This window comes from Nitratireductor soli (genome assembly GCF_001050155.1).
Classification (GTDB): Bacteria; Pseudomonadota; Alphaproteobacteria; order Rhizobiales; family Rhizobiaceae; genus Nitratireductor; species Nitratireductor soli.
The window spans coordinates 309,012-326,948 of the sequence record NZ_LFVY01000004.1; the positions used below are offsets into that span (position 1 = coordinate 309,012).

Sequence of the window (17,937 nt, forward strand, 5' to 3'; positions counted from 1 at the left end):
AAATGCGTCTTCGCCGAAACTGTTTGGAGGAAATCAAGCCTGATGGCGGGCTTTCACCCAAATGGGTGATTGTTTGTCAGCGCTGCGAGTGGATGAATTCAACGCATGCCGCACGGGCCCGCCATCCCCGGGGACACCGGCTCGCAGGCTCTGAATCTGGATAATCTCTGAGAGGATAAAGAATGCTTCGCATAACGGAACGTCGGTTGGGGGCGTCGCTGTGCGCCTGCGCCGCGGCACTTGCCCTGGCAGGGTGCTCGAGCGGCGGTAGCAGCAATGGCGGCGGCTTCAAGACCACGGCTGGAGGTCTCGTGGCCACCGCGGCGGTGACGGAGGATGGCATCGGCCTGTCCGCAAATCCCGAGACAACCTCGGCCAAAATCGATGTCAAGTCGGACACCGTCGAGATGGCTTTCACGGGTGGCGGCCTCGATGGCCGCAAAATCCTGTTCGAGATGAGCGACGATTCCGACGGCGTTGTCGAAGGGGATGCAGTTGCTGCCAGCCTTGAGTCCGGCGAGGACGCAGGCAATCTGACGGCGCTCTTCGAGGAAGACAAGGCTGCCTTCGCTGGCTACGTTTCCATCGAAAAGGGCGATTGGGACGACCCGGAAGAAGGCGATACGGTGCAGCTTTATGCGCTCTATGGCAGCAACCCGGCGCACAAGGCCCACAGCCTGCCCGGCGCGAATGACGAACTTTCCTATGAAGGCCGCCTGGTTGGCGTTGCGACGGATGGGCCGGCCAGCGCTGGAAGTGTGATCGGCGACGTTGCGATTACCGCCAATTTCGGTGACGGCAGCGTCGAAGGAACGATCGGCAATCTCAAATACGAGGACGATTCCGACTTCGGCGGCGGCGACATCGCTTTCGCAGCCGAGATGAGCAACGACAAGGCGTCCTACGCGGGAGATACCGTCACCATGGGCGGTGCTTCGGCCACGGGATCGGTGGAAGGGGGCTTCTACGGCGCTGAAGCTGCCGAGACGGCGGGGGCGATCTTTGCCGAGCGGGACGACAACAGACTGCTTGGCGCATACCGCGCGGACAAGCAGTGATAATGTCTTCCGCCCGGTCATGATCGACCTTCCACTGAAGCGAAGGCGGAAGCGGCAACGCTTCCGCCTTCTCCTGCCCGCCTTGCTCGCAGTTGCCTTTGCCAGTCCGGTGCCGGCCGCCTTCGCGCAATCCTCCTACGAGACGCTGCTGTCGCTTATGGGCGAGGGGCGCTACGACGAGGCGCGCGGCTTTGCCGCAAGGATCGCCGGCAGCGAGACGGTAAAGCGGAACAATCTCGCTTTTCTGGAAGCGCTCATACACAAGCGCGAGAGACGCTTCGCCGAGGCGGCGCGCCGATTGTCCGACCTGCTCGATGCCGATCCCGCTCAGGGCAGGGTGCGGCAGGAACTGGCGCATTCGCTGTTCCTGATGCGCGACGACGATCGCGCGCGCTATCATTTCGAGTTCCTGAAGAGCACCGTCGAAAGCGCGCGGTTGCACGCGGTCTACGACCGCTTCCTTGTCGCCATCCGCAATCGTCGGCCCTGGACGCTGGGTGGCTTCGTCGGCTTCGCCCCGAGCACGAACATCAATGACGGTACATCGAGCGAGACTGTCCATATTGCAGGCATCCCTTTCACGAATGCGAACGCCGCAAAGAGCGGCGTCGGCCTGTCCTACGGGTTTTCGGGGAGCTATCGCTTCGATCTCGGCCCGCAATGGGCGCTGACGCTGGGCGGCTCCCTGTCCGGCGCGAGCTACACCGAATCGCGCTTCGACCGGCTGACGCTGCGCGGCACGTCCGAACTGTCGCGGGATATCGGCGGTTGGCACGTGGGAGCGGGCCTTGCCGGCGAGCGAAATCTCAGCGGCTGGCGCGGTTACGGCACCGGCTACGGTCCCTATGTCACCGCGCGCCGGCACATGGGCACGAAAGGCACGCTCGACGCGCGCCTGTCATGGATGCAACGCCGCTACGATACCGTGTCGGCCTACGATGGCTGGGAAGCCGATATTCTTCTTGGCTACCGGCATATCTTCTCGCCCCGGCTCGCCGCATCGCTGAGTGTGTCAGCCGGCAGGGTACACACTACGAGTGGCTTCACTTCGTACGACAGTGTGCAGCCGGGCGTTTCGGCGGACTATCTGGTGAACGCAAACCTCATCCTGCACGCCAGCGCGTCCTACGAACATCGCGCTTATCAAGGCCAGTTTCCCCTGACCGGCACGCCACGGCGCGACGAGCGCTATACGCTCGGCGTGGGAGCCACATTGCGTGGCCTGTCCTTTCAGGGCTTCGTTCCGCGCATCAACTACGAATATCACCACACCGCCTCGAATGTTGAATTGTTCGAGCGGTCGCGCCACGGTGTCGGTCTGATGATCACAAAACGATACTGAAAGATCGCCTGCATGAGGGCAGAACGATCCGTCCTTCATGCACGCTGCGCAAGAAAACCGGCATAGGCAGCGACCAGCGGGGCGAAATGCTGGTGGTAGATCAGCTGGCCGGCACCAGGAATCGTGTGCAGGGGAACGCCGCCGAAGGATTTCGCCAATGCACGAACTTCCTCGATCGGGTGTATGAAATCCTGATCGCCATGGAGGAAAGCGGCCGGAAATGCGCCTTTGGAATGTTGTTCCCAGCGCGGCCTGGCCTGGTGGTAGAAGTCGTGCTTTACCGATTCTGCCGAACTGGTGAGGAACTTGCGCCCGCGCTCCCCGCCATGGGACGACGAATATTCCACCTTCAATATTGCGAGATCGGCACTGTTGATCTGATACATCTCGTCGAGGAATTTGCGTAGGACATCGGGCCGGCGCATGCGGCTCGTGTACAAATTCATCATCAGCGAAAAGAGCTTCCAGTTCTTGAGCGCCTGCGAAAACATCGCGGCGCGCAGGCGGCCGGTCTTGCTCGTGTCGTTGATTGGCCGCACACAGGCGCCGACGAAAGCGGCCGATGCGACGCGCTCCGGCCACCTCCGGCCATATTCGATGCCGTAGATGCAACCGCTCCTGTCCAGAAACAGATCGATCCGCTCGCCGCAGAAGTGCGTGCGCACCAAGTCGATGCCCTCGCAGGCATGGTCGAGATGCGCGGCAACATCGAGGCTGGTAGCGCCCCTGGCCATGGCGCCATTGCGCAGCGGCACGATGAGGCGCACGCCGTGCTTGTGCAGAAACGCGATGTCGTCCGGCCTGATATCGGCGATGATATAGGAATGGACGAGCGCCGCCGGCCGGCCCGAGACCGGGCCGAGATCGACAAACCGGTGCTTCGTCCCGCTTTTCGACCAGAGCTGCAAGGTGCGGGCGAAGGGCATGAACTCGCTCGTCAGATCGATGAAGTAATCGCTGGGCTCCACCGCCGTACCGTTTTCCACCATGTCCGGCGCAAGCAGAATGTGCATCAGGACCTTGTTCGCCAATTCGTTCTGCGAGCGCACACCAAGTTTGCGGGATAGAGATTTGAACTGGCTGCGTTTCGTCTCGTGGCTGACGCCATCCCGGCTTGCCGCCTCGGAGAGGGTGGCGCCGCAGATGAGGTGCTTGAGCAGACGCAACTCCGATGCGCTGATCTGCCCGCCCGGCGCAATGGCTTGCAGCTTGTTGAGAATCTGTTTGTCCGGCATGGCCAGAACGCGGGCCGGATGCTCGGTGCCCATTTCTGCTACGAGTGCGAGATGGCGCTCGAGAACAAGTCCCGTGCCGATGGGTGTGCCGGAGCGGAGCGCGCTGGCGATTTCCCGCCAGAGCGCGCTTTCGCTGTCGGAGCGTTTCAATGGCACGGGCGCTCCGCCGCGCATTTCGCATTCGAACACGACATGGCTGCCTGTCGTGGCGGACAGACCCGACCGGGCGATGGCCTGCAGGGTTTCGCCGGGCAGGGCTCTCGCCGTCTCGTCCATGGCCGACGACAGGGCCTCGTCGTGCAATGCTGTACTGTCCGATTCGGTGTTCATTACAGGCTGCATGCCCCCATCGCCGGTCCGTAGCCGCCGGCTGTTTCACAAAACCGATCGATGCGCCGCAAATGCGCGCCCACTGGTGGGTGTAGGCTCTTGTCGACAGTCAACCCCATATCTCCGCACCACCCCTACACTGTCTTGTCGAAAGAGTGAATGAGGGCGGCGGTGCAGGGGCCTTCAAATGCGTCGGGCATTCTTGTTCACCATTGAACAATATGGCATTCCACCCTATCCTGATTTCATTCAATGTGCCCCAGCCGATGCGCCAGGGTGCGCTGTCACTTGTGCCGGGAGAGAGAAGATGACCGCATGCATCGTGGGCTGGGCCCATTCGAATTTCGGCAAGCTGACCGACGAGACGCTGGAAGGGTTGATTGTCAAGGTTGCGCGCGAGGCGCTGGATCATGCGGGCATCGGCCCCGACGATGTGGACGAAATTGTCCTTGGCCACTTCAACGCCGGTTTCTCGGCGCAGGATTTCACCGCCAGCCTGGTGCTGCAGGCCGATAACCGGCTGCGCTTCAAGCCCGCCACGCGCGTCGAAAACGCATGCGCCACCGGATCGGCGGCGGTTCGTCAGGGCAACCGTGCGATCGCTGCCAGGGCGGCGCGCATCGTCCTGGTGGTCGGCGCTGAGCAAATGACCACGACGCCTGGCCCTGAAATCGGCAGGAACCTGTTGAAAGCGTCTTATTTGCCTGAGGACGGCGACATTCCGGGCGGCTTTGCCGGCGTGTTCGGCAAGATCGCCGATGCCTATTTCCAGCGCCATGGCGACCAGTCCGACGCATTGGCGACGCTGGCGGCCAAGAATCACAAGAACGGCGTCGACAACCCCTATGCGCAGATGCGCAAGGATCTGGGTTTCGACTTCTGCCGGCAGGAGAGCGAGCGCAACCCGTTCGTTGCCGGACCGTTGAAACGCACCGACTGCTCGCTGGTCTCCGATGGCGCGGCCGCCATCGTGCTCGCCGACACGGAAACCGCGCTTTCGATGCGCCGTGCCGTCGCCTTTCGCGCCAATGAGCATGTGCAGGATTTCCTGCCCATGTCGAAGCGTGACATCCTCCTGTTCGATGGATGCGAGCTGGCCTGGTCGCGGGCGCTCAAACGGGCCGGGGTAACGCTCGACGATCTCTCCTTTGTCGAGACGCATGACTGTTTCACCATTGCCGAATTGATCGAGTATGAGGCGATGGGGTTGGCCAAGCGCGGCGAGGGCGGCAAGATCGCTCTTGAGGGGCAGACGGAGAAAACCGGGCGTCTGCCGGTCAATCCTTCCGGTGGCCTGAAGGCCAAGGGGCATCCGATCGGCGCGACGGGCGTTTCCATGCATGCGCTGACGGCGATGCAGCTGATGGGCGAGGCCGGCGGCATCCAGGTGCCGGGCGCCAAGCTCGGCGGCATCTTCAACATGGGCGGCGCAGCCGTCGCCAATTACGTGTCGATCCTCGAGCGTATCAAGTAGCGCCGTCCTGCCAGCGGGCCATCAAACCGACCCGGCGGCTCTGCCCGCCGGGCTCCACAGTTCCAGCCGCCCGAAACCTGGAATCTTCAGCGCCGGACGCAACAGGTCGATCCCGGCCACGAGCCCGAGAAACTGCAGTTCGATACCGGTGTGCAACCCTGCCGCAAACCCGGCAAGCCCACCGAGCGAAACATGGATATCCGACCAGTCCGGCGAATGGTCGAAGGCAATGATGCCGGGACGGTAATCGCGTCCGACGGCGGTCGGCGGCAATTCCGCATCGAGTTCCGGCACGGAGCGCAGCACATGGGCGGTGAAGGAATTGGAGTTCGGCCCGGGCCACAGGCCGTAATCACCACGGTTTGAAAACGGATAGACCGCGATGGCGGCCTCGACCTTCGGGATCAGACGCTCGGCTTCGCCGCCTCTCACCAGGGCGACGACGAAGGGCGTGTTGGAGTACCAGCGCGCGTCGGCAGGGTAGGCGTTGCGGCGAACGGGAAGACCCCAGCCCACCTTGTCATAGCGCTCATAGCCCGAAGCGCCCGCCTTCTTCGTCACGATCCAGCTATGGACGGAAAGCGCGCCCTTCATGCCGCCGGTGCGTGCCGCAAGGATATAGATGGCGGCATCGGCGTTCGTCGCCGCATCGGGCAGGACGCCACTGGCCGACCAGTCGGCTTCGCGCCAGGATGCCGGGCGGTCCTGGATCGCCCACCAACTGGCCGAAGCTGCCGCCGGCAGAACAAAAATCACGATCAGGACGGCAATTGCCCGCTTGAAAAATCGCATGGGGATCAGTTTATCTGGTTCCGACACTCATCGGGAATTCAATCTCAGCCAATTACGGTGAAAGCATGGGCAATCCGGTTCTGGTCGAGGTGCTGCGCGGCAATGTGGTCGAAAGCCGGCACCGAGGCGCGATTGCGGTGTTCGATGCCGATGGCAGGTCGGTAGCGCAGTGGGGCGACATCGAGCAGCCCGTCTTTCCCCGTTCCGCGGTAAAGGCAATTCAGGCGCTGCCCCTGGTCGAAAGCGGCGCCGCCGATGCCTACGGTTTCGGCGACAAGGAGATCGCCCTTGCTTGCGCTTCGCATTCCGGGGAGCCTGAGCATGTGCGGCGCGCCACCGAAATGCTGGAGCGCGCCGGGCTTGCGGCCGACGATCTGGAATGCGGCGCCCATTGGTCGTTTCGTCAGGATGTCGCAATCGGGCAGGCCCGCAGCCTCGATTATCCGACGCAGGCGCACAACAATTGCTCGGGCAAGCATGCGGGCTTCCTGTGTACCTGTCGGCACCTGGGCTGCAATCATCGCGGCTATGTGGCGCTCGGGCATCAGGCGCAGGACGCCGTGCGCGATGCGATGGAGGCGGTGATAGGTGCGGCCCACGCGACCGACTTTTGCGGCACTGACGGCTGCTCGATCCCCACCTATGCGGTGCCGCTGAGAAACCTGGCGCATGGTTTTGCCAGGATGACGACCGGCGTCGGGCTCGCGCCGGCGCGGGCGGCAGCGTCGAAGCGTATTCTTTCCGCCTGTATGGCCGAACCTTTTCAGGTTGCCGGCACGGACCGGGCCGACACCGGGATGATGCAGGAGGGTGCCGGCCGCATCTTCACCAAGACCGGCGCCGAGGGGGTCTTTTGCGCGGCGATCCCCGAGCAGGGAGTGGGTATCGCGATCAAATGCGACGATGGCGCCGATCGGGCATCGGAGGTGATGGTGGCCGAAACACTGGCGCTGCTTCTGGGCAACGGTGATCCGCTGACGGAAACGTTGCGCCGGATGGCGCGGCCGGTGCTGAAGACAAGGCGCGGTGTGGACGTTGGCGGGTTGCGACCGTCGGGCGCCCTAGACCGGTTCAGTGTTTCATAGAAACATTGAACCGGTCTATCTCATTGTTTTTCCGCATTTATGCGGGCGTCAGGTGTTTCCACCTGACTGCAAAAATGCTCTAGCATCTTTGCCTGGGTGAGGCACAAAGCGTCGCCGGTTTCAGGAAACCTGATTGTTCTCGACGGTGAGGCGGGCATGGCCCGCGCTGCCCGTCATGGCGAGGTCCTTGGTCACGGCCTCGGCCCAACGGTGGCCGACAATGGCGCCGCGCGGGCTCTCGGAGATCACATTGCCGCTGATGACGGCGGAACCCGATCCTTCCACCACCGAGACGGCAATGCCGGTGGCGGCCTTGCGGATGACGTTGCCGGTCGCCGTGACGTTGCGCAGGAACGGTCCCCAGCCGATGCGAATGCCGCAAAGCGGGGCGTTCTCGATCACGTTGCCCGTGACGGCGCTGTCGGCCTCGACATTGATGCCGACGCCAAAGCCGGCCAGCGGCGATGGGTAGGGCCCGTTCGGCGAGAGGTTGCGCACGATGTTGCCCGAACAGGTGCACAGCCGTCCGCCCTTGTCGAAATTCGCCATGGAAATCCCATGTGCCGCGCCGTCGACGATGTTGGCGCTGATCACCGCGCCCTGAAAGGCGAATTCTGCGTAGACCGCCGTCTCGCCGGAGCGCAGGCAGGTGTTGGCATCGACCAGCATGTTTCCGGCGCTGTTGCCGCGAATGGCTGAAAATGCGCTATCGCTGATGTGGTTGCCGCCGACGCGCACATTGTCGGCGCGATAGGCGTTGATGGCGTTGCCGTACTGGCCCGTGCCGCCGCGATCGGCGCGGATGCGGGCGATGCGGTTGCGAAAGACACCGGTGCCGTCTTCGCCGGGTTGGCGGCGATGGACGAGGATACCGCCATTGCCGCAATCGGCGACGCGGTTATCGCTGAAGTCGAAGCCATGCGCATCGACCGAGTAAATCCCGTACTCCGCTGCGTTGGCGATGTCGGTTCGCTCGATCCGCCCACCCACCTGCTCAAGTGCGATGCCGCTGGCGCCGCTGTTGAGGATGGCGCAACCGTCGATGGCGATCTTCTCGGCTCCGCGAATGTCGAGCAGCGCTTTTGCGCCACCGCTCAGCGGGGTGTACGCGCCATCGAGGGTAAGGCCCGACAAGGCCAGCAGGCTAAGCGTCTGTCCGATGAGAAGCGCACCGCCGCCCTGGATGAGCCGCGTGGCGCCGGGCACGCCGGAAAGGCGCACGCGCGGCGGCAGCGTAACGTTCGCCAGCACATAGCGGCCTGGCGGCAGGAAGACGGGCAGGTCATCGGCGCCGGCGCGTTCCAGCATCTTGCCGAATGCCGAGGACTGATTTTCGGCGGCGTCGGGAAAGACGCCAAAATCCCGGGCGTTGATCGAACCGCGAATGGCGCGTTCCGTGGCGGCAGCGAGCGCCATGCGTGGCATCGCCAGGCCGATCACGGCAAAGCCGGCGGTGGCTTTCAGAAGGCGGCGTCTGTTCATTTCTGGCACAACCCTTTTCCGGCTCGCCTGTGGATGCAGATTTTGTGCCGCCAGGCAATCGGCGCTCAGCCTTCCACCGGGATCGTATGGTCACGGAAGAAGGCCGCGGCGCCAGCCTCATCGATTTCACCGGCGGCCAGGCCCATCACGAATGCGTAAACCATGCCATTGTCGGCGGTCATCCGGCGCCCGTTCAGCAGCAGGAACGTCGCAGCCGCGACAATCGCCGTCCGTTTGTTGCCATCGACGAAGGCATGGTTTCGTGCCAAACCGAACACATAGGCTGCCGCCAGATCGCAGAGATCGGGATCACCATAAGCGGCCTTGTTTTCAGCGCGCGCCAACGCTGATTCGAGAGCATTGTCATCACGGAGCCCCCGTGCGCCGCCATGGCGGCGCAATTGTTCATCATGCATGGCTTCGACGGCAAGCCGGGAAAGGAAAACCCAACTCATTCGGCAAGCTTTTGCAGCGCCACCTTGTACTGATCCATGACTTGGCGTGCAGCTTGCAACTGCCGGTCGAAATGATCGTCCGCAGCGTTCAGAGCGATGCCTTTATCCGTCTCCGTCAGGACAAGCTGATCCCCCGACTTCAGGCCTTGCCGCTCCAGCACCTCCTTCGGCAGGATGACGCCCTCGGAATTGCCGATCTTGCGAATGGTGACGTTCATGGCTTTGCTCCACATGTTATAACAGAAGATATAACATGTGGTGATGAAAAACAAGGAGAGCTGTCAGCTTGCGGCAAGCAGCCGGTCGAGCAGCTTCTCCGCCGCTTCGGGAATGACGGTTCCCGGCGGGAAAATCTCGCTGGCGCCGGCCTTGCGCACGGCATCGAAATCGTCCGGTGGGATGACGCCGCCGGCGACCAGCAGGATGTTGCCATGGCCGCGTTTCTCCAGCGCGTCCTTCAATTCGGGAATGAGCGTCAGATGCCCGGCGGCAAGCGATGACGCGCCGATGATGTGGACATCGTTTTCAATGGCGAGTGCCGCCACTTCTTCCGGCGTCTGAAACATCGCGCCGACGGTGACATCGAAACCCAGATCGCCGAAGGCAGTGGCAATGACCTTCTGGCCGCGATCATGGCCGTCCTGGCCGATCTTGGCGACGAGGATGCGCGGTGCCGAGCCGGTCTTCTTGCGGAACTGCTCGACCTTGCCTTGCGCGCGGTCGACGGAGGCGAGCGCGCCCACTTCCTTGCGGTAGACGCCGGAGATGGTGCGGATATCGGCGACATGGCGGCCGAATACTTTTTCCAGCGCCAGCGAGATTTCACCCACCGTCGCCTTGGCGCGGGCGGCGCGAATGGCGAATTCCAGCAGGTTGCCGCCTTCGCCGGCGGCGCGGGTCAGCGCGTCGAGCACGCTTTCGGTTTCGCCGACGTCGCGCGTGCCCTTGAGTTGCTGCAGTTTGGCAAGCTGGCGGGCGCGTACTTCCGCATTGTCGACCTTCAGCACATCGACGTCGATATCGACCTCGGGTCTGTAGCTGTTGACGCCGACGACCACCTGCTCGCCGGAATCGATGCGCGCCTGGGTGCGGGCGGCGGCTTCCTCGACGCGCATTTTCGGCACGCCCTTTTCAATGGCAGCAGCCATGCCGCCGAGGCTCTCGACCTCTTCGATATGGGTCAGGGCGCGGGCGGCCAGATCGTGCGTCAGGCGTTCGACGAAGGCCGAGCCGCCCCATGGGTCGATCAGCCGCGTGGTGCCGGATTCCTTTTGCAGAACGAGTTGTGTGTTGCGCGCGATACGCGCCGAATGGTCCGTCGGCAGCGCCAGCGCCTCGTCGAAGGCATTGGTGTGCAGAGACTGGGTGTGCCCCTGTGTCGCCGCCATCGCCTCGATCATGGTGCGGACAATGTTGTTGTAGGGATCTTGTGCAGTCAGCGACCAGCCGGAGGTCTGGCAATGGGTCCTGAGCGACAAGGAGCGCTCGTTCTTCGGGGCGAAATTCTGCTGGATCAGCGCTGCCCACAGAAGGCGGGCGGCGCGCATCTTGGCCACTTCCATGAAAAAATTCATGCCGATGGCCCAGAAGAAGGAGAGGCGCGGCGCGAAATGGTCGATGTCGAGGCCGGCGGCGATGCCGGCGCGCGCATACTCGATGCCGTCGGCAATGGTGTAGGCGAGTTCCAGGTCGGCGGTCGCGCCGGCTTCCTGCAGATGGTAGCCGGAGATCGAGATGGAATTGAACTTCGGCATCTTCTCCGCCGTGTAGGAGAAGATGTCCGAAATGATGCGCATCGACGGCGTGGGCGGGTAGATATAGGTGTTGCGGACCATGAACTCCTTCAGAATGTCGTTCTGAATGGTGCCGGCCAGGTTCTTCTGGGCAACGCCCTGTTCTTCCGCCGCGACGATGTACAGCGCCATGATCGGCAGGACGGCGCCGTTCATGGTCATTGACACGCTCATCTTGTCGAGCGGGATGCCGTCGAACAGCTGGCGCATGTCGAGAATGGAATCGATCGCCACGCCCGCCATGCCCACATCGCCGGCCACGCGCGGATGATCGCTGTCATAGCCGCGATGGGTGGCGAGATCGAAGGCGACCGATAGGCCTTTCTGCCCGGCGGCCAGATTGCGCCGATAAAAGGCATTCGATTCCTCGGCCGTCGAGAAACCCGCATATTGCCGGATGGTCCATGGCTGGCGGGCATACATGGTCGGGTAGGGGCCACGAATGAAGGGCGCGGCGCCCGGATAGGTATCGAGAAAGCGCAACCCCTTGAGATCGGCTTCGCCGTAGGATGCGTTAATCGCGATGCCCTCCGGCGTCATCGCCGGAGGGACCGTTTGAGCGGAGGGAGCAGAAGCGGGGACCGACCAGGCGAGGCTGGAAAAGTCCGGGATCATGCACTGCCTCCGGCGGATTCATCGATCCGCTGGGCCAAGAGCGCCTGGCAGGTGACCGCCGCATCCATCGTGATGGACGGCGATTGCGCGGCGAGCGTCGCTACCGGTCGCTCGTGGTCGGCAGGATAGAGCGTGGTGCCGATGATCGCCTTGCTGCCGTCATTGACGTGCTCTCGGCGCTGTTCGCGCATGGCCAGAACGCGCTGCTGGACATGGCCGCCCATCAGGCTGCGCAAGACCCCGCCCTCGCTCTCGATCTGGCGGAACTCCTCCCATGCCTTTTCGCACAGCGCGCCGGTCAGCTTCTCGATGCCGCCGGCGCCGGCCGTCGGATCCATCACGAGGCCGAGGTGGCTTTCGTCGGCCAGGATCAATTGTGTGTTGCGCGCAAGCCGTCGCGCCGCCGGGTCGGCCAGCCCATGCACCACCGTGTGCGGCAACACGGAAAGCGTGTCCGCGCCGCCGACCACGGCGGCAAAGGCGGCGATGGTCGTACGCAGGATATTGGTCTCGGGATCCTTCGCCGTCATCATGCGATAGGAGGTCTCCGCATGGATGGTCGCCGGCGTCGGCTCAATCGAGCACGTTTCCTGGACCCGCGCCCACAGGCGGTGCAAGGCGCGGATCTTCGCAACCGACAGGAACTGATCCTGATCGACGCAGAGCGAGAAGCCGATATGCGGCGCGGCATAAACGAGCGGCTGGCGGGCCTGCTCGAACATGCGCAGATGCGAGACCGCGGATGCCAGCATGATGCCCAGTTCCTGCGCTTCCGAAGCGCCGGCATTGTGGAACACGCGGCCATCGCCCTCAAGCAGGATGCCGGGCAAATCCATGGCGAAGAACCCGGCGAAGGACTGCGGCATCGAGGCTTCGAGCGCCTCGATCGACATGCGCAAGGCCCCCGTGCCGGCAAAGGTGGCGGCCGGGGAGATGCCGAAGGATAAGGTCATGCGCGCCGGGTTGATGCGCCGCTCGGTAAACAACTGCGTCAGCCAGTCGACGGCCGCGCGGCTGTTCGGGTTGGCGTCCATGCGCAGATGCATGTTGTGCAGCGAGATGCCGCCAAGTGCGGTGGCCAGTGCCTCCGGCGTCGCCGGCAGGCCGAAGCCGAACGCATTGGGGGCGCCGGCCAGGACCAGAGACAAGCCCTTCGCGCCCTGGGCGACATCCTCGCGGGCCTGGCGATTGGCGCGCTCGGGATCGGGATCGTCGATGCGCTGGACCGCCGTCCAACCGGGCGCCGCACGGCCGCGCGATAGGGGCTTTGCGCCCTCGGCGCGCGGGTAAAGGGCTTGCATGGAGATGCCGTCATCGGTCTGCCAGGCGAGGGAATCCGCATCACCGTCGCCCTTGAGGCTGTCGCTCACCAGGGCGCGCCAGCGCTCCTCGTCGATCTGTGGAAATTCCACCTTCTTAAGGATCGAGCGATCCATCCTGCCTCCCGCTTCGCCGAGGGTTTCAAGCCCATGCACATCAAAGGCGTGCATGCCGAACCATGAGCAACACCCAATAGTAAACCGAGTTTATGACGCGGGATGCCGGGTCGCAATGCATCATTGGCCGAATAGCCGTTGTGCGTTGCAAGAATGACGCGCCCGTATCGGTATCGCAGAACGCCGTTGAGACTTTGCCGATGGCTGATTATACCGAATGCCATTGTGCCGCAGCGCGGCATGCACAGAGCGAGGCGATTTTCGATGACCGCGGAAGACAGCATTTTCCTTGGCGCCAGCCGGCGGCCGGACGACAGCTACCAGCAGGCTGAAAGTCTTCTGCTCAAATACGCCAACCGCCATGGACTGGTAACCGGTGCAACCGGCACAGGCAAAACGGTGACGCTGCAAGTGCTTGCGGAGGGCTTTTCCAATGCCGGCGTGCCGGTCTTCTGCGCCGACGTCAAGGGCGATCTGTCGGGCATCGCCATGATGGGCGAGGCGAAGGATTTTCTTGCCAAGCGGGCAGAGGCGATCAAGCTCGATCCGTATGAGTTCCAGGAATTTCCCGTCATCTTCTGGGATCTGTTCGGCGAGAAGGGGCACCCGATACGCACGACGATCTCGGAAATGGGGCCGCTTCTCCTGTCGCGGCTGATGAACTTGTCCGACGCGCAGGAGGGCGTGCTGAACATCGCTTTCCGCATTGCCGACGAGGAAGGCCTGCTGCTGCTCGACATGAAGGATCTGCAGGCGTTGCTGGCCCATGTGGCCGACCGTGCCGCCGAAATCGGAACGCGTTACGGCAATGTCTCCAAACAGTCGGTGGGCGCCATCCAGCGCACGCTGCTGGTGCTTGAACAACAGGGGGCGGAACACTTCTTCGGCGAGCCGGCGCTCAACATCGCCGACATCATGCGCACGACGCGTGACGGGCGCGGCGCGATCAACGTGCTCGCCGCCGACAAGCTGATGATGAACCCGCGCCTTTATGCGACGTTCCTGCTGTGGCTGTTGTCGGAACTGTTCGAGGAACTGCCCGAAATCGGCGATCCCGAGCGGCCGAAACTGGTGTTCTTCTTCGATGAGGCCCACCTCCTTTTCGACGAGGCACCGAAGATCCTCGTCGACCGGGTGGAGCAAGTGGTGCGTCTGATCCGCTCGAAGGGTGTCGGCGTCTATTTCGTCACACAGAACCCGCTCGACGTGCCCGAAACCGTGCTGAGCCAGCTCGGCAACCGCGTGCAGCACGCTTTGCGCGCCTATACGCCACGCGAGCAGAAGGCCGTGAAGACCGCCGCCGATACCTTTCGACCCAATCCGGATTTCAGTTGCTTCGAGGCGATCACCAAACTGGGCGTCGGCGAGGCGCTGGTCTCGACGCTCGAGGCGAAGGGCGTTCCCTCGATGGTTCAGCGCACGCTGATCAGGCCGCCTGCCTCGCGGCTCGGGCCGATCACCGACGCCGAACGCGACACGCTGATGAAGGAAAGCCCTGTCGCCGGGCAGTATGACGAGGAGATCGACCGCGAATCGGCGTTCGAGATTCTGCAGAAGCGCGCCGAGGACAAGGCGAAGGCCGAGGCAGAGGCACAGCAGAAGGAAGAGGAGGAGCAGGGCGCGACCGAAGGGCGTTCGCGCTGGTCGCTGCCCGATTTCGGCGGCGGTGGCGGCACGCCCTCGCGGCCAGCGCCGCGCAGGACCACACGGACCACGAGCCGCACGTCAAACCGTCAGACGGTGACCGAGGCGGCCATGAAATCCGTGGTGCGCTCGGTCGGCTCCTCGCTCGGACGCGCCCTGGTGCGCGGCATATTGGGGAGTTTAAAAAAGGGGCTGTGAGGCCCCTTTTCAATCTCGTCTGCGTCTGAGCGATCCGGTTCAGACGCTCGGCAGGCCTGAGGTAACCAGGATCGGCGCGCCATCGGGCACGCGGTTGTAGAGATCCATCACATCCTGGTTGATCATGCGAACGCAGCCCGACGACACGGACTTGCCGATGGTCCACCATTCGGGAGAGCCGTGGACGCGGAACAGCGTGTCCTTGCCGTCCTGGAAGATATAGAGGGCGCGCGCGCCAAGCGGATTGGCGATGCCGGGCTGCATGCCGCCCAGCCACTGGTCGTTCCTCTTGTCGTATTCGGCGCGGTATTTTTCGAGCTCCGGCTGGCGGTCGATCATCTCGTTCGGCGGGAACCAGCGCGGCCACTGCTGCTTGAATTTGATCTCGGCGCGACCCGCCCATTCGAAGCCGGCGCGGCCGAGGCCCACGCCATAACGCAGAGCGCGCCCATTGCCGCGCACCAGGTAGAGAAAATGGTTCGCCGTATCGACGATGATCGTTCCGGCGCGCTCGCCGGTCGGATCGGCGACCTCCTGGCGGTAGTAGCGTGGATTGATCTTCTGGAACGGCACGGCCGGAACGTCGTAGCCGGCATCGCTGACGGCTGCGTACATCAAGGAGGTGGTGGTCACCACCTCGGGCTCCGGCACGCGGCGTTCAACCACGGCCCGCGTGTCGCCGGCCGAGCTCACGCAAGCCGACAGGGTCAGCGACGCGGCGCCGGCCACGCTTGCCGAAAGGAACGAGCGACGGGACATCGCGTGTGCGGCAATGGAAGAATTGGACATGGATCTCTTCGTTGTTCTAGCGGTTGGTCGAGACGATGACGCCGCGCGCTGATCGAGGGCGCCCGGCCTCACTAGTGGTCTGACCGAAACGGATGATACCCATCCGTTTCGACAAGTCAGCCCACAAGCTATTGATCTGGTGGGGCGATTTGTCCAGACAGATGGTACCATCTGTCTGGATCGCACCACCAGGATGGGAAAACTCCCAACAATCCTCCCTGGCTCCGAAAAATATCGGCATGCGCTTGATAGACCGGTGGAACTTGTCTGAAAGGTGGAAAATGTTCACTGCACATAACTTATTGGTGAACTGTGTTATAACTGCATCATTCGGCACATGGAGCCGCCGTCAGGAGCCGAGGCCCTGGAGCGAGGGCAGGATCAGATCGGGCGGAAAATCCTCGTACTCGTCGGGCTGGCCGGTTCGGTTGAGCCATACCGTGTGGAACCCGAAGCGCCGCGCCCCGGCGATATCCCAGCGATTCGACGATTGGAATGAGACCGCGTCCGGATAGATGCGCCATGCATTGGTGACCATTTCATAGACGGATTGATCGGTCTTGAAGCGGCGCACGGTCTCCACCGAGAACACGTCGTCCAAAACCGTGTCCAGCGCGGAGGAGCGGATCGCCGATTCGAGCATTGCCGGTGAGCCGTTCGACAGAATGGCGAGACGCGCGCCGCCGGCCTTCAGCGCTTTCAGAACGGCCGGCACTTCCTCATAGCAATCGAGTTGCCAATAGGCGTCCAGGAGGGGCTGTCGCAGACGCCGATCGACCGTCGGCATCTTGGCGAAAGCGAAATCGAGACCCCGCTCCGTCATCGTCCAGAAATCGGCATAGTGCCCCATCAGGGTCGACACCCAGGAATATTCGAGCTGCTTTGCCCGCCACAGTTCCGAGAAGAGCTGCCCCTGGGGGCCGATCTCGCCGGCATGGCGGCGCACGGCGGCATGCACGTCGAACAGCGTACCATAGGCATCGAACACATAGGCGGCGTGGCGCATGAACACTCCTTGTACCACAATGCACTTGACCGCAGACCCGCGCGGCGGTCAAGAACGGCGTCTGGCCTTATCGATAGATGAACGGCAGCGATTGACGCGGCCGCGCAAACTCCTTTCGATGCATGGCAGCAATGGGTTAACGTTTTTGCCGCGGCCTTTCCGGCGCAGCGGCTTCTGGAAGGAAGAGACGCATCATGACCGTAGTGAGCGAAGTCCAATCGGCGACATGGAGCTATGTTGATGGCGATTGGCACGAAGGCAATGTGCCGCTCATCGGTCCGCGCAGCCACGCAATGTGGCTCGGCTCCACCGTTTTCGACGGCGCGCGCTGGTTCGAGGACGTGGCCCCGGATCTCGATCGCCATGCGGAGAGGGTCAACGCCTCGGCCACCAATCTGGGCTTGAGGCCGACCATGCAGGCCGACGAGATCGTCGGCCTGGCCAGAGATGGATTGAAGAGGTTCGACGGCAAGACGGCGGTCTATATCCGGCCGATGTATTGGGGCGAGCATGGCGGCTATATGGGCGTGCCGGCCGATCCCGAATCGACACGCTTTTGTCTGTGCCTGTACGAAGCGCCGATGATCGCCCCCTCCGGCTTTTCCGTATCCGTGTCGCCCTTCCGCCGGCCGACGCTGGAGACCGCGCCGACCAATGCCAAGGCCGGCTGCCTCTACCCCAACAATGGCCGCGCCATTCTGGAGGCACGCAGCCGCGGCTATGACAACGCGCTGGTGCTCGACCTCCTGGGCAATGTCGCCGAAACCGGCAGCTCGAACATCTTCATGGTCAAGGATGGCGTCGTTTTCACCCCTGCGCCGAACGGCACCTTCCTGTCCGGCATCACGCGCAGCCGCATTATCGGGCTCCTGCGCGAAGCGGGCATCGAAGTTGTCGAAAAAACGCTCTCCGTGGCGGATTTTCTTGGAGCGGACGAGGTTTTCTCGACCGGCAATCATTCGAAGGTCGTTCCGGTCAACAAGGTCGAGCAGAACGATTTTCAGGCAGGGCCTGTGGCCAAGAAGGCGCGCGACCTCTATTGGGAATGGGCCCATTCATAGCCGCTTTTACGAGGCTTTTCTGGAACAAACGGGCGGCGAGGCTATTGTCACATCACAGGCATGACCCCATCTGCCTTTTGTAGATTTTCAACCACCTGTACGAGGGAGTTACCCCATGGCTTTTGAACTGCCGGACCTGCCT

General features: G+C 63.0%; 15 protein-coding genes. 6 read left to right on the plus strand and 9 right to left on the minus strand.

Features of this window, described 5'->3' with window-relative positions; genetic code table 11:
* The first annotated feature begins 182 nt into the window (after positions 1-182).
* Together AB843_RS07080 and AB843_RS07085 are read left to right on the plus strand one after the other, a co-directional pair.
* Complete coding sequence (locus tag AB843_RS07080; RefSeq protein ID WP_157384447.1) at positions 183-1,058, plus strand: transferrin-binding protein-like solute binding protein; 876 nt, start codon at positions 183-185, stop codon at positions 1,056-1,058.
* Between the two features lie 19 nt (positions 1,059-1,077).
* Positions 1,078-2,400 carry a porin family protein gene (locus AB843_RS07085; RefSeq protein ID WP_048646090.1) on the plus strand — a complete coding sequence of 441 codons (1,323 nt, stop codon included), beginning with the start codon at positions 1,078-1,080 and terminating at the stop codon, positions 2,398-2,400.
* A 35-nt stretch (positions 2,401-2,435) separates the two neighbouring features.
* Here AB843_RS07085 and AB843_RS07090 read toward each other — a convergent pair whose 3' ends face one another.
* Positions 2,436-3,965, minus strand: coding sequence for a bifunctional helix-turn-helix transcriptional regulator/alpha/beta hydrolase (locus AB843_RS07090; protein WP_048646091.1), 1,530 nt, complete (start codon positions 3,963-3,965; stop codon positions 2,436-2,438).
* Positions 3,966-4,272: 307 nt separating this feature from the next.
* On the opposite strand from AB843_RS07090, the gene AB843_RS07095 reads away from it, so the two are divergent.
* A complete protein-coding gene (locus tag AB843_RS07095) occupies positions 4,273-5,439 on the plus strand; it encodes an acetyl-CoA acetyltransferase (protein ID WP_048646092.1) in 1,167 nt (388 codons plus the stop codon).
* 21 nt (positions 5,440-5,460) lie between these two features.
* Here the strand turns inward: AB843_RS07095 and AB843_RS07100 are convergent, their stop codons facing one another.
* A complete protein-coding gene (locus AB843_RS07100) occupies positions 5,461-6,231 on the minus strand; it encodes a DUF3750 domain-containing protein (RefSeq protein WP_048646093.1) in 771 nt (256 codons plus the stop codon).
* A 65-nt stretch (positions 6,232-6,296) separates the two neighbouring features.
* Here AB843_RS07100 and AB843_RS07105 point away from each other — a divergent pair, with 65 nt between their 5' ends.
* The gene (locus AB843_RS07105) at positions 6,297-7,316 is read left to right on the plus strand and encodes an asparaginase (RefSeq protein ID WP_048646094.1); all 1,020 of its coding nucleotides are present in this window, start codon (positions 6,297-6,299) and stop codon (positions 7,314-7,316) included.
* 120 nt (positions 7,317-7,436) lie between these two features.
* On the opposite strand, the gene AB843_RS07110 is transcribed toward AB843_RS07105, so the two are convergent.
* The 5 genes from AB843_RS07110 to AB843_RS07130 form a co-directional block, all read right to left on the minus strand.
* Positions 7,437-8,798: a TIGR03808 family TAT-translocated repetitive protein gene (locus AB843_RS07110; RefSeq protein ID WP_048646095.1), complete on the minus strand. Its 1,362-nt coding sequence runs from the start codon at positions 8,796-8,798 to the stop codon at positions 7,437-7,439.
* Positions 8,799-8,863: 65 nt separating this feature from the next.
* A complete protein-coding gene (locus tag AB843_RS07115; RefSeq protein ID WP_048646096.1) occupies positions 8,864-9,253 on the minus strand; it encodes a type II toxin-antitoxin system death-on-curing family toxin in 390 nt (129 codons plus the stop codon).
* Entirely contained in the window at positions 9,250-9,471 is a 222-nt protein-coding gene (locus tag AB843_RS07120; protein ID WP_048646145.1) for an AbrB/MazE/SpoVT family DNA-binding domain-containing protein, read from the minus strand. Before AB843_RS07120 ends, AB843_RS07115 begins: the two co-directional genes overlap by 4 nt.
* A 63-nt stretch (positions 9,472-9,534) precedes the next feature.
* Positions 9,535-11,661, minus strand: coding sequence for a methylmalonyl-CoA mutase (gene scpA, locus AB843_RS07125; protein WP_048646097.1), 2,127 nt, complete (start codon positions 11,659-11,661; stop codon positions 9,535-9,537).
* Positions 11,658-13,097, minus strand: coding sequence for a methylmalonyl-CoA mutase family protein (locus AB843_RS07130; protein ID WP_048646146.1), 1,440 nt, complete (start codon positions 13,095-13,097; stop codon positions 11,658-11,660). Before AB843_RS07130 ends, scpA begins: the two co-directional genes overlap by 4 nt.
* A gap of 264 nt (positions 13,098-13,361) precedes the next feature.
* On the opposite strand from AB843_RS07130, the gene AB843_RS07135 reads away from it, so the two are divergent.
* Positions 13,362-14,939, plus strand: coding sequence for a helicase HerA-like C-terminal domain-containing protein (locus AB843_RS07135; RefSeq protein ID WP_048646098.1), 1,578 nt, complete (start codon positions 13,362-13,364; stop codon positions 14,937-14,939).
* Between the two features lie 39 nt (positions 14,940-14,978).
* Here AB843_RS07135 and AB843_RS07140 read toward each other — a convergent pair whose 3' ends face one another.
* Together AB843_RS07140 and AB843_RS07145 are read right to left on the minus strand one after the other, a co-directional pair.
* On the minus strand, positions 14,979-15,728 hold the full coding sequence (locus AB843_RS07140) for a L,D-transpeptidase (protein ID WP_048646099.1): 750 nt from the start codon (positions 15,726-15,728) through the stop codon (positions 14,979-14,981).
* Positions 15,729-16,077: 349 nt separating this feature from the next.
* Positions 16,078-16,734, minus strand: a complete 657-nt coding sequence (locus AB843_RS07145; protein WP_048646100.1) for a haloacid dehalogenase type II — start codon at positions 16,732-16,734, stop codon at positions 16,078-16,080.
* Positions 16,735-16,928: 194 nt separating this feature from the next.
* On the opposite strand from AB843_RS07145, the gene AB843_RS07150 reads away from it, so the two are divergent.
* Positions 16,929-17,795 carry a branched-chain amino acid aminotransferase gene (locus AB843_RS07150; RefSeq protein WP_048646101.1) on the plus strand — a complete coding sequence of 289 codons (867 nt, stop codon included), beginning with the start codon at positions 16,929-16,931 and terminating at the stop codon, positions 17,793-17,795.
* Positions 17,796-17,937 lie beyond the last annotated feature (142 nt).

Bases quoted from the DNA above. Each gene is read 5' to 3' on its own strand.
- AB843_RS07080 (WP_157384447.1), top strand. From the start codon at position 183: ATGCTTCGCATAACGGAACGTCGGTTGGGGGCGTCGCTGTGCGCCTGC.
- AB843_RS07085 (WP_048646090.1), top strand. From the start codon at position 1,078: ATGATCGACCTTCCACTGAAGCGAAGGCGGAAGCGGCAACGCTTCCGC.
- AB843_RS07090 (WP_048646091.1), bottom strand. From the start codon at position 3,965: ATGAACACCGAATCGGACAGTACAGCATTGCACGACGAGGCCCTGTCG.
- AB843_RS07095 (WP_048646092.1), top strand. From the start codon at position 4,273: ATGACCGCATGCATCGTGGGCTGGGCCCATTCGAATTTCGGCAAGCTG.
- AB843_RS07100 (WP_048646093.1), bottom strand. From the start codon at position 6,231: ATGCGATTTTTCAAGCGGGCAATTGCCGTCCTGATCGTGATTTTTGTT.
- AB843_RS07105 (WP_048646094.1), top strand. From the start codon at position 6,297: ATGGGCAATCCGGTTCTGGTCGAGGTGCTGCGCGGCAATGTGGTCGAA.
- AB843_RS07110 (WP_048646095.1), bottom strand. From the start codon at position 8,798: ATGAACAGACGCCGCCTTCTGAAAGCCACCGCCGGCTTTGCCGTGATC.
- AB843_RS07115 (WP_048646096.1), bottom strand. From the start codon at position 9,253: ATGAGTTGGGTTTTCCTTTCCCGGCTTGCCGTCGAAGCCATGCATGAT.
- AB843_RS07120 (WP_048646145.1), bottom strand. From the start codon at position 9,471: ATGAACGTCACCATTCGCAAGATCGGCAATTCCGAGGGCGTCATCCTG.
- scpA (WP_048646097.1), bottom strand. From the start codon at position 11,661: ATGATCCCGGACTTTTCCAGCCTCGCCTGGTCGGTCCCCGCTTCTGCT.
- AB843_RS07130 (WP_048646146.1), bottom strand. From the start codon at position 13,097: ATGGATCGCTCGATCCTTAAGAAGGTGGAATTTCCACAGATCGACGAG.
- AB843_RS07135 (WP_048646098.1), top strand. From the start codon at position 13,362: ATGACCGCGGAAGACAGCATTTTCCTTGGCGCCAGCCGGCGGCCGGAC.
- AB843_RS07140 (WP_048646099.1), bottom strand. From the start codon at position 15,728: ATGTCCAATTCTTCCATTGCCGCACACGCGATGTCCCGTCGCTCGTTC.
- AB843_RS07145 (WP_048646100.1), bottom strand. From the start codon at position 16,734: ATGCGCCACGCCGCCTATGTGTTCGATGCCTATGGTACGCTGTTCGAC.
- AB843_RS07150 (WP_048646101.1), top strand. From the start codon at position 16,929: ATGACCGTAGTGAGCGAAGTCCAATCGGCGACATGGAGCTATGTTGAT.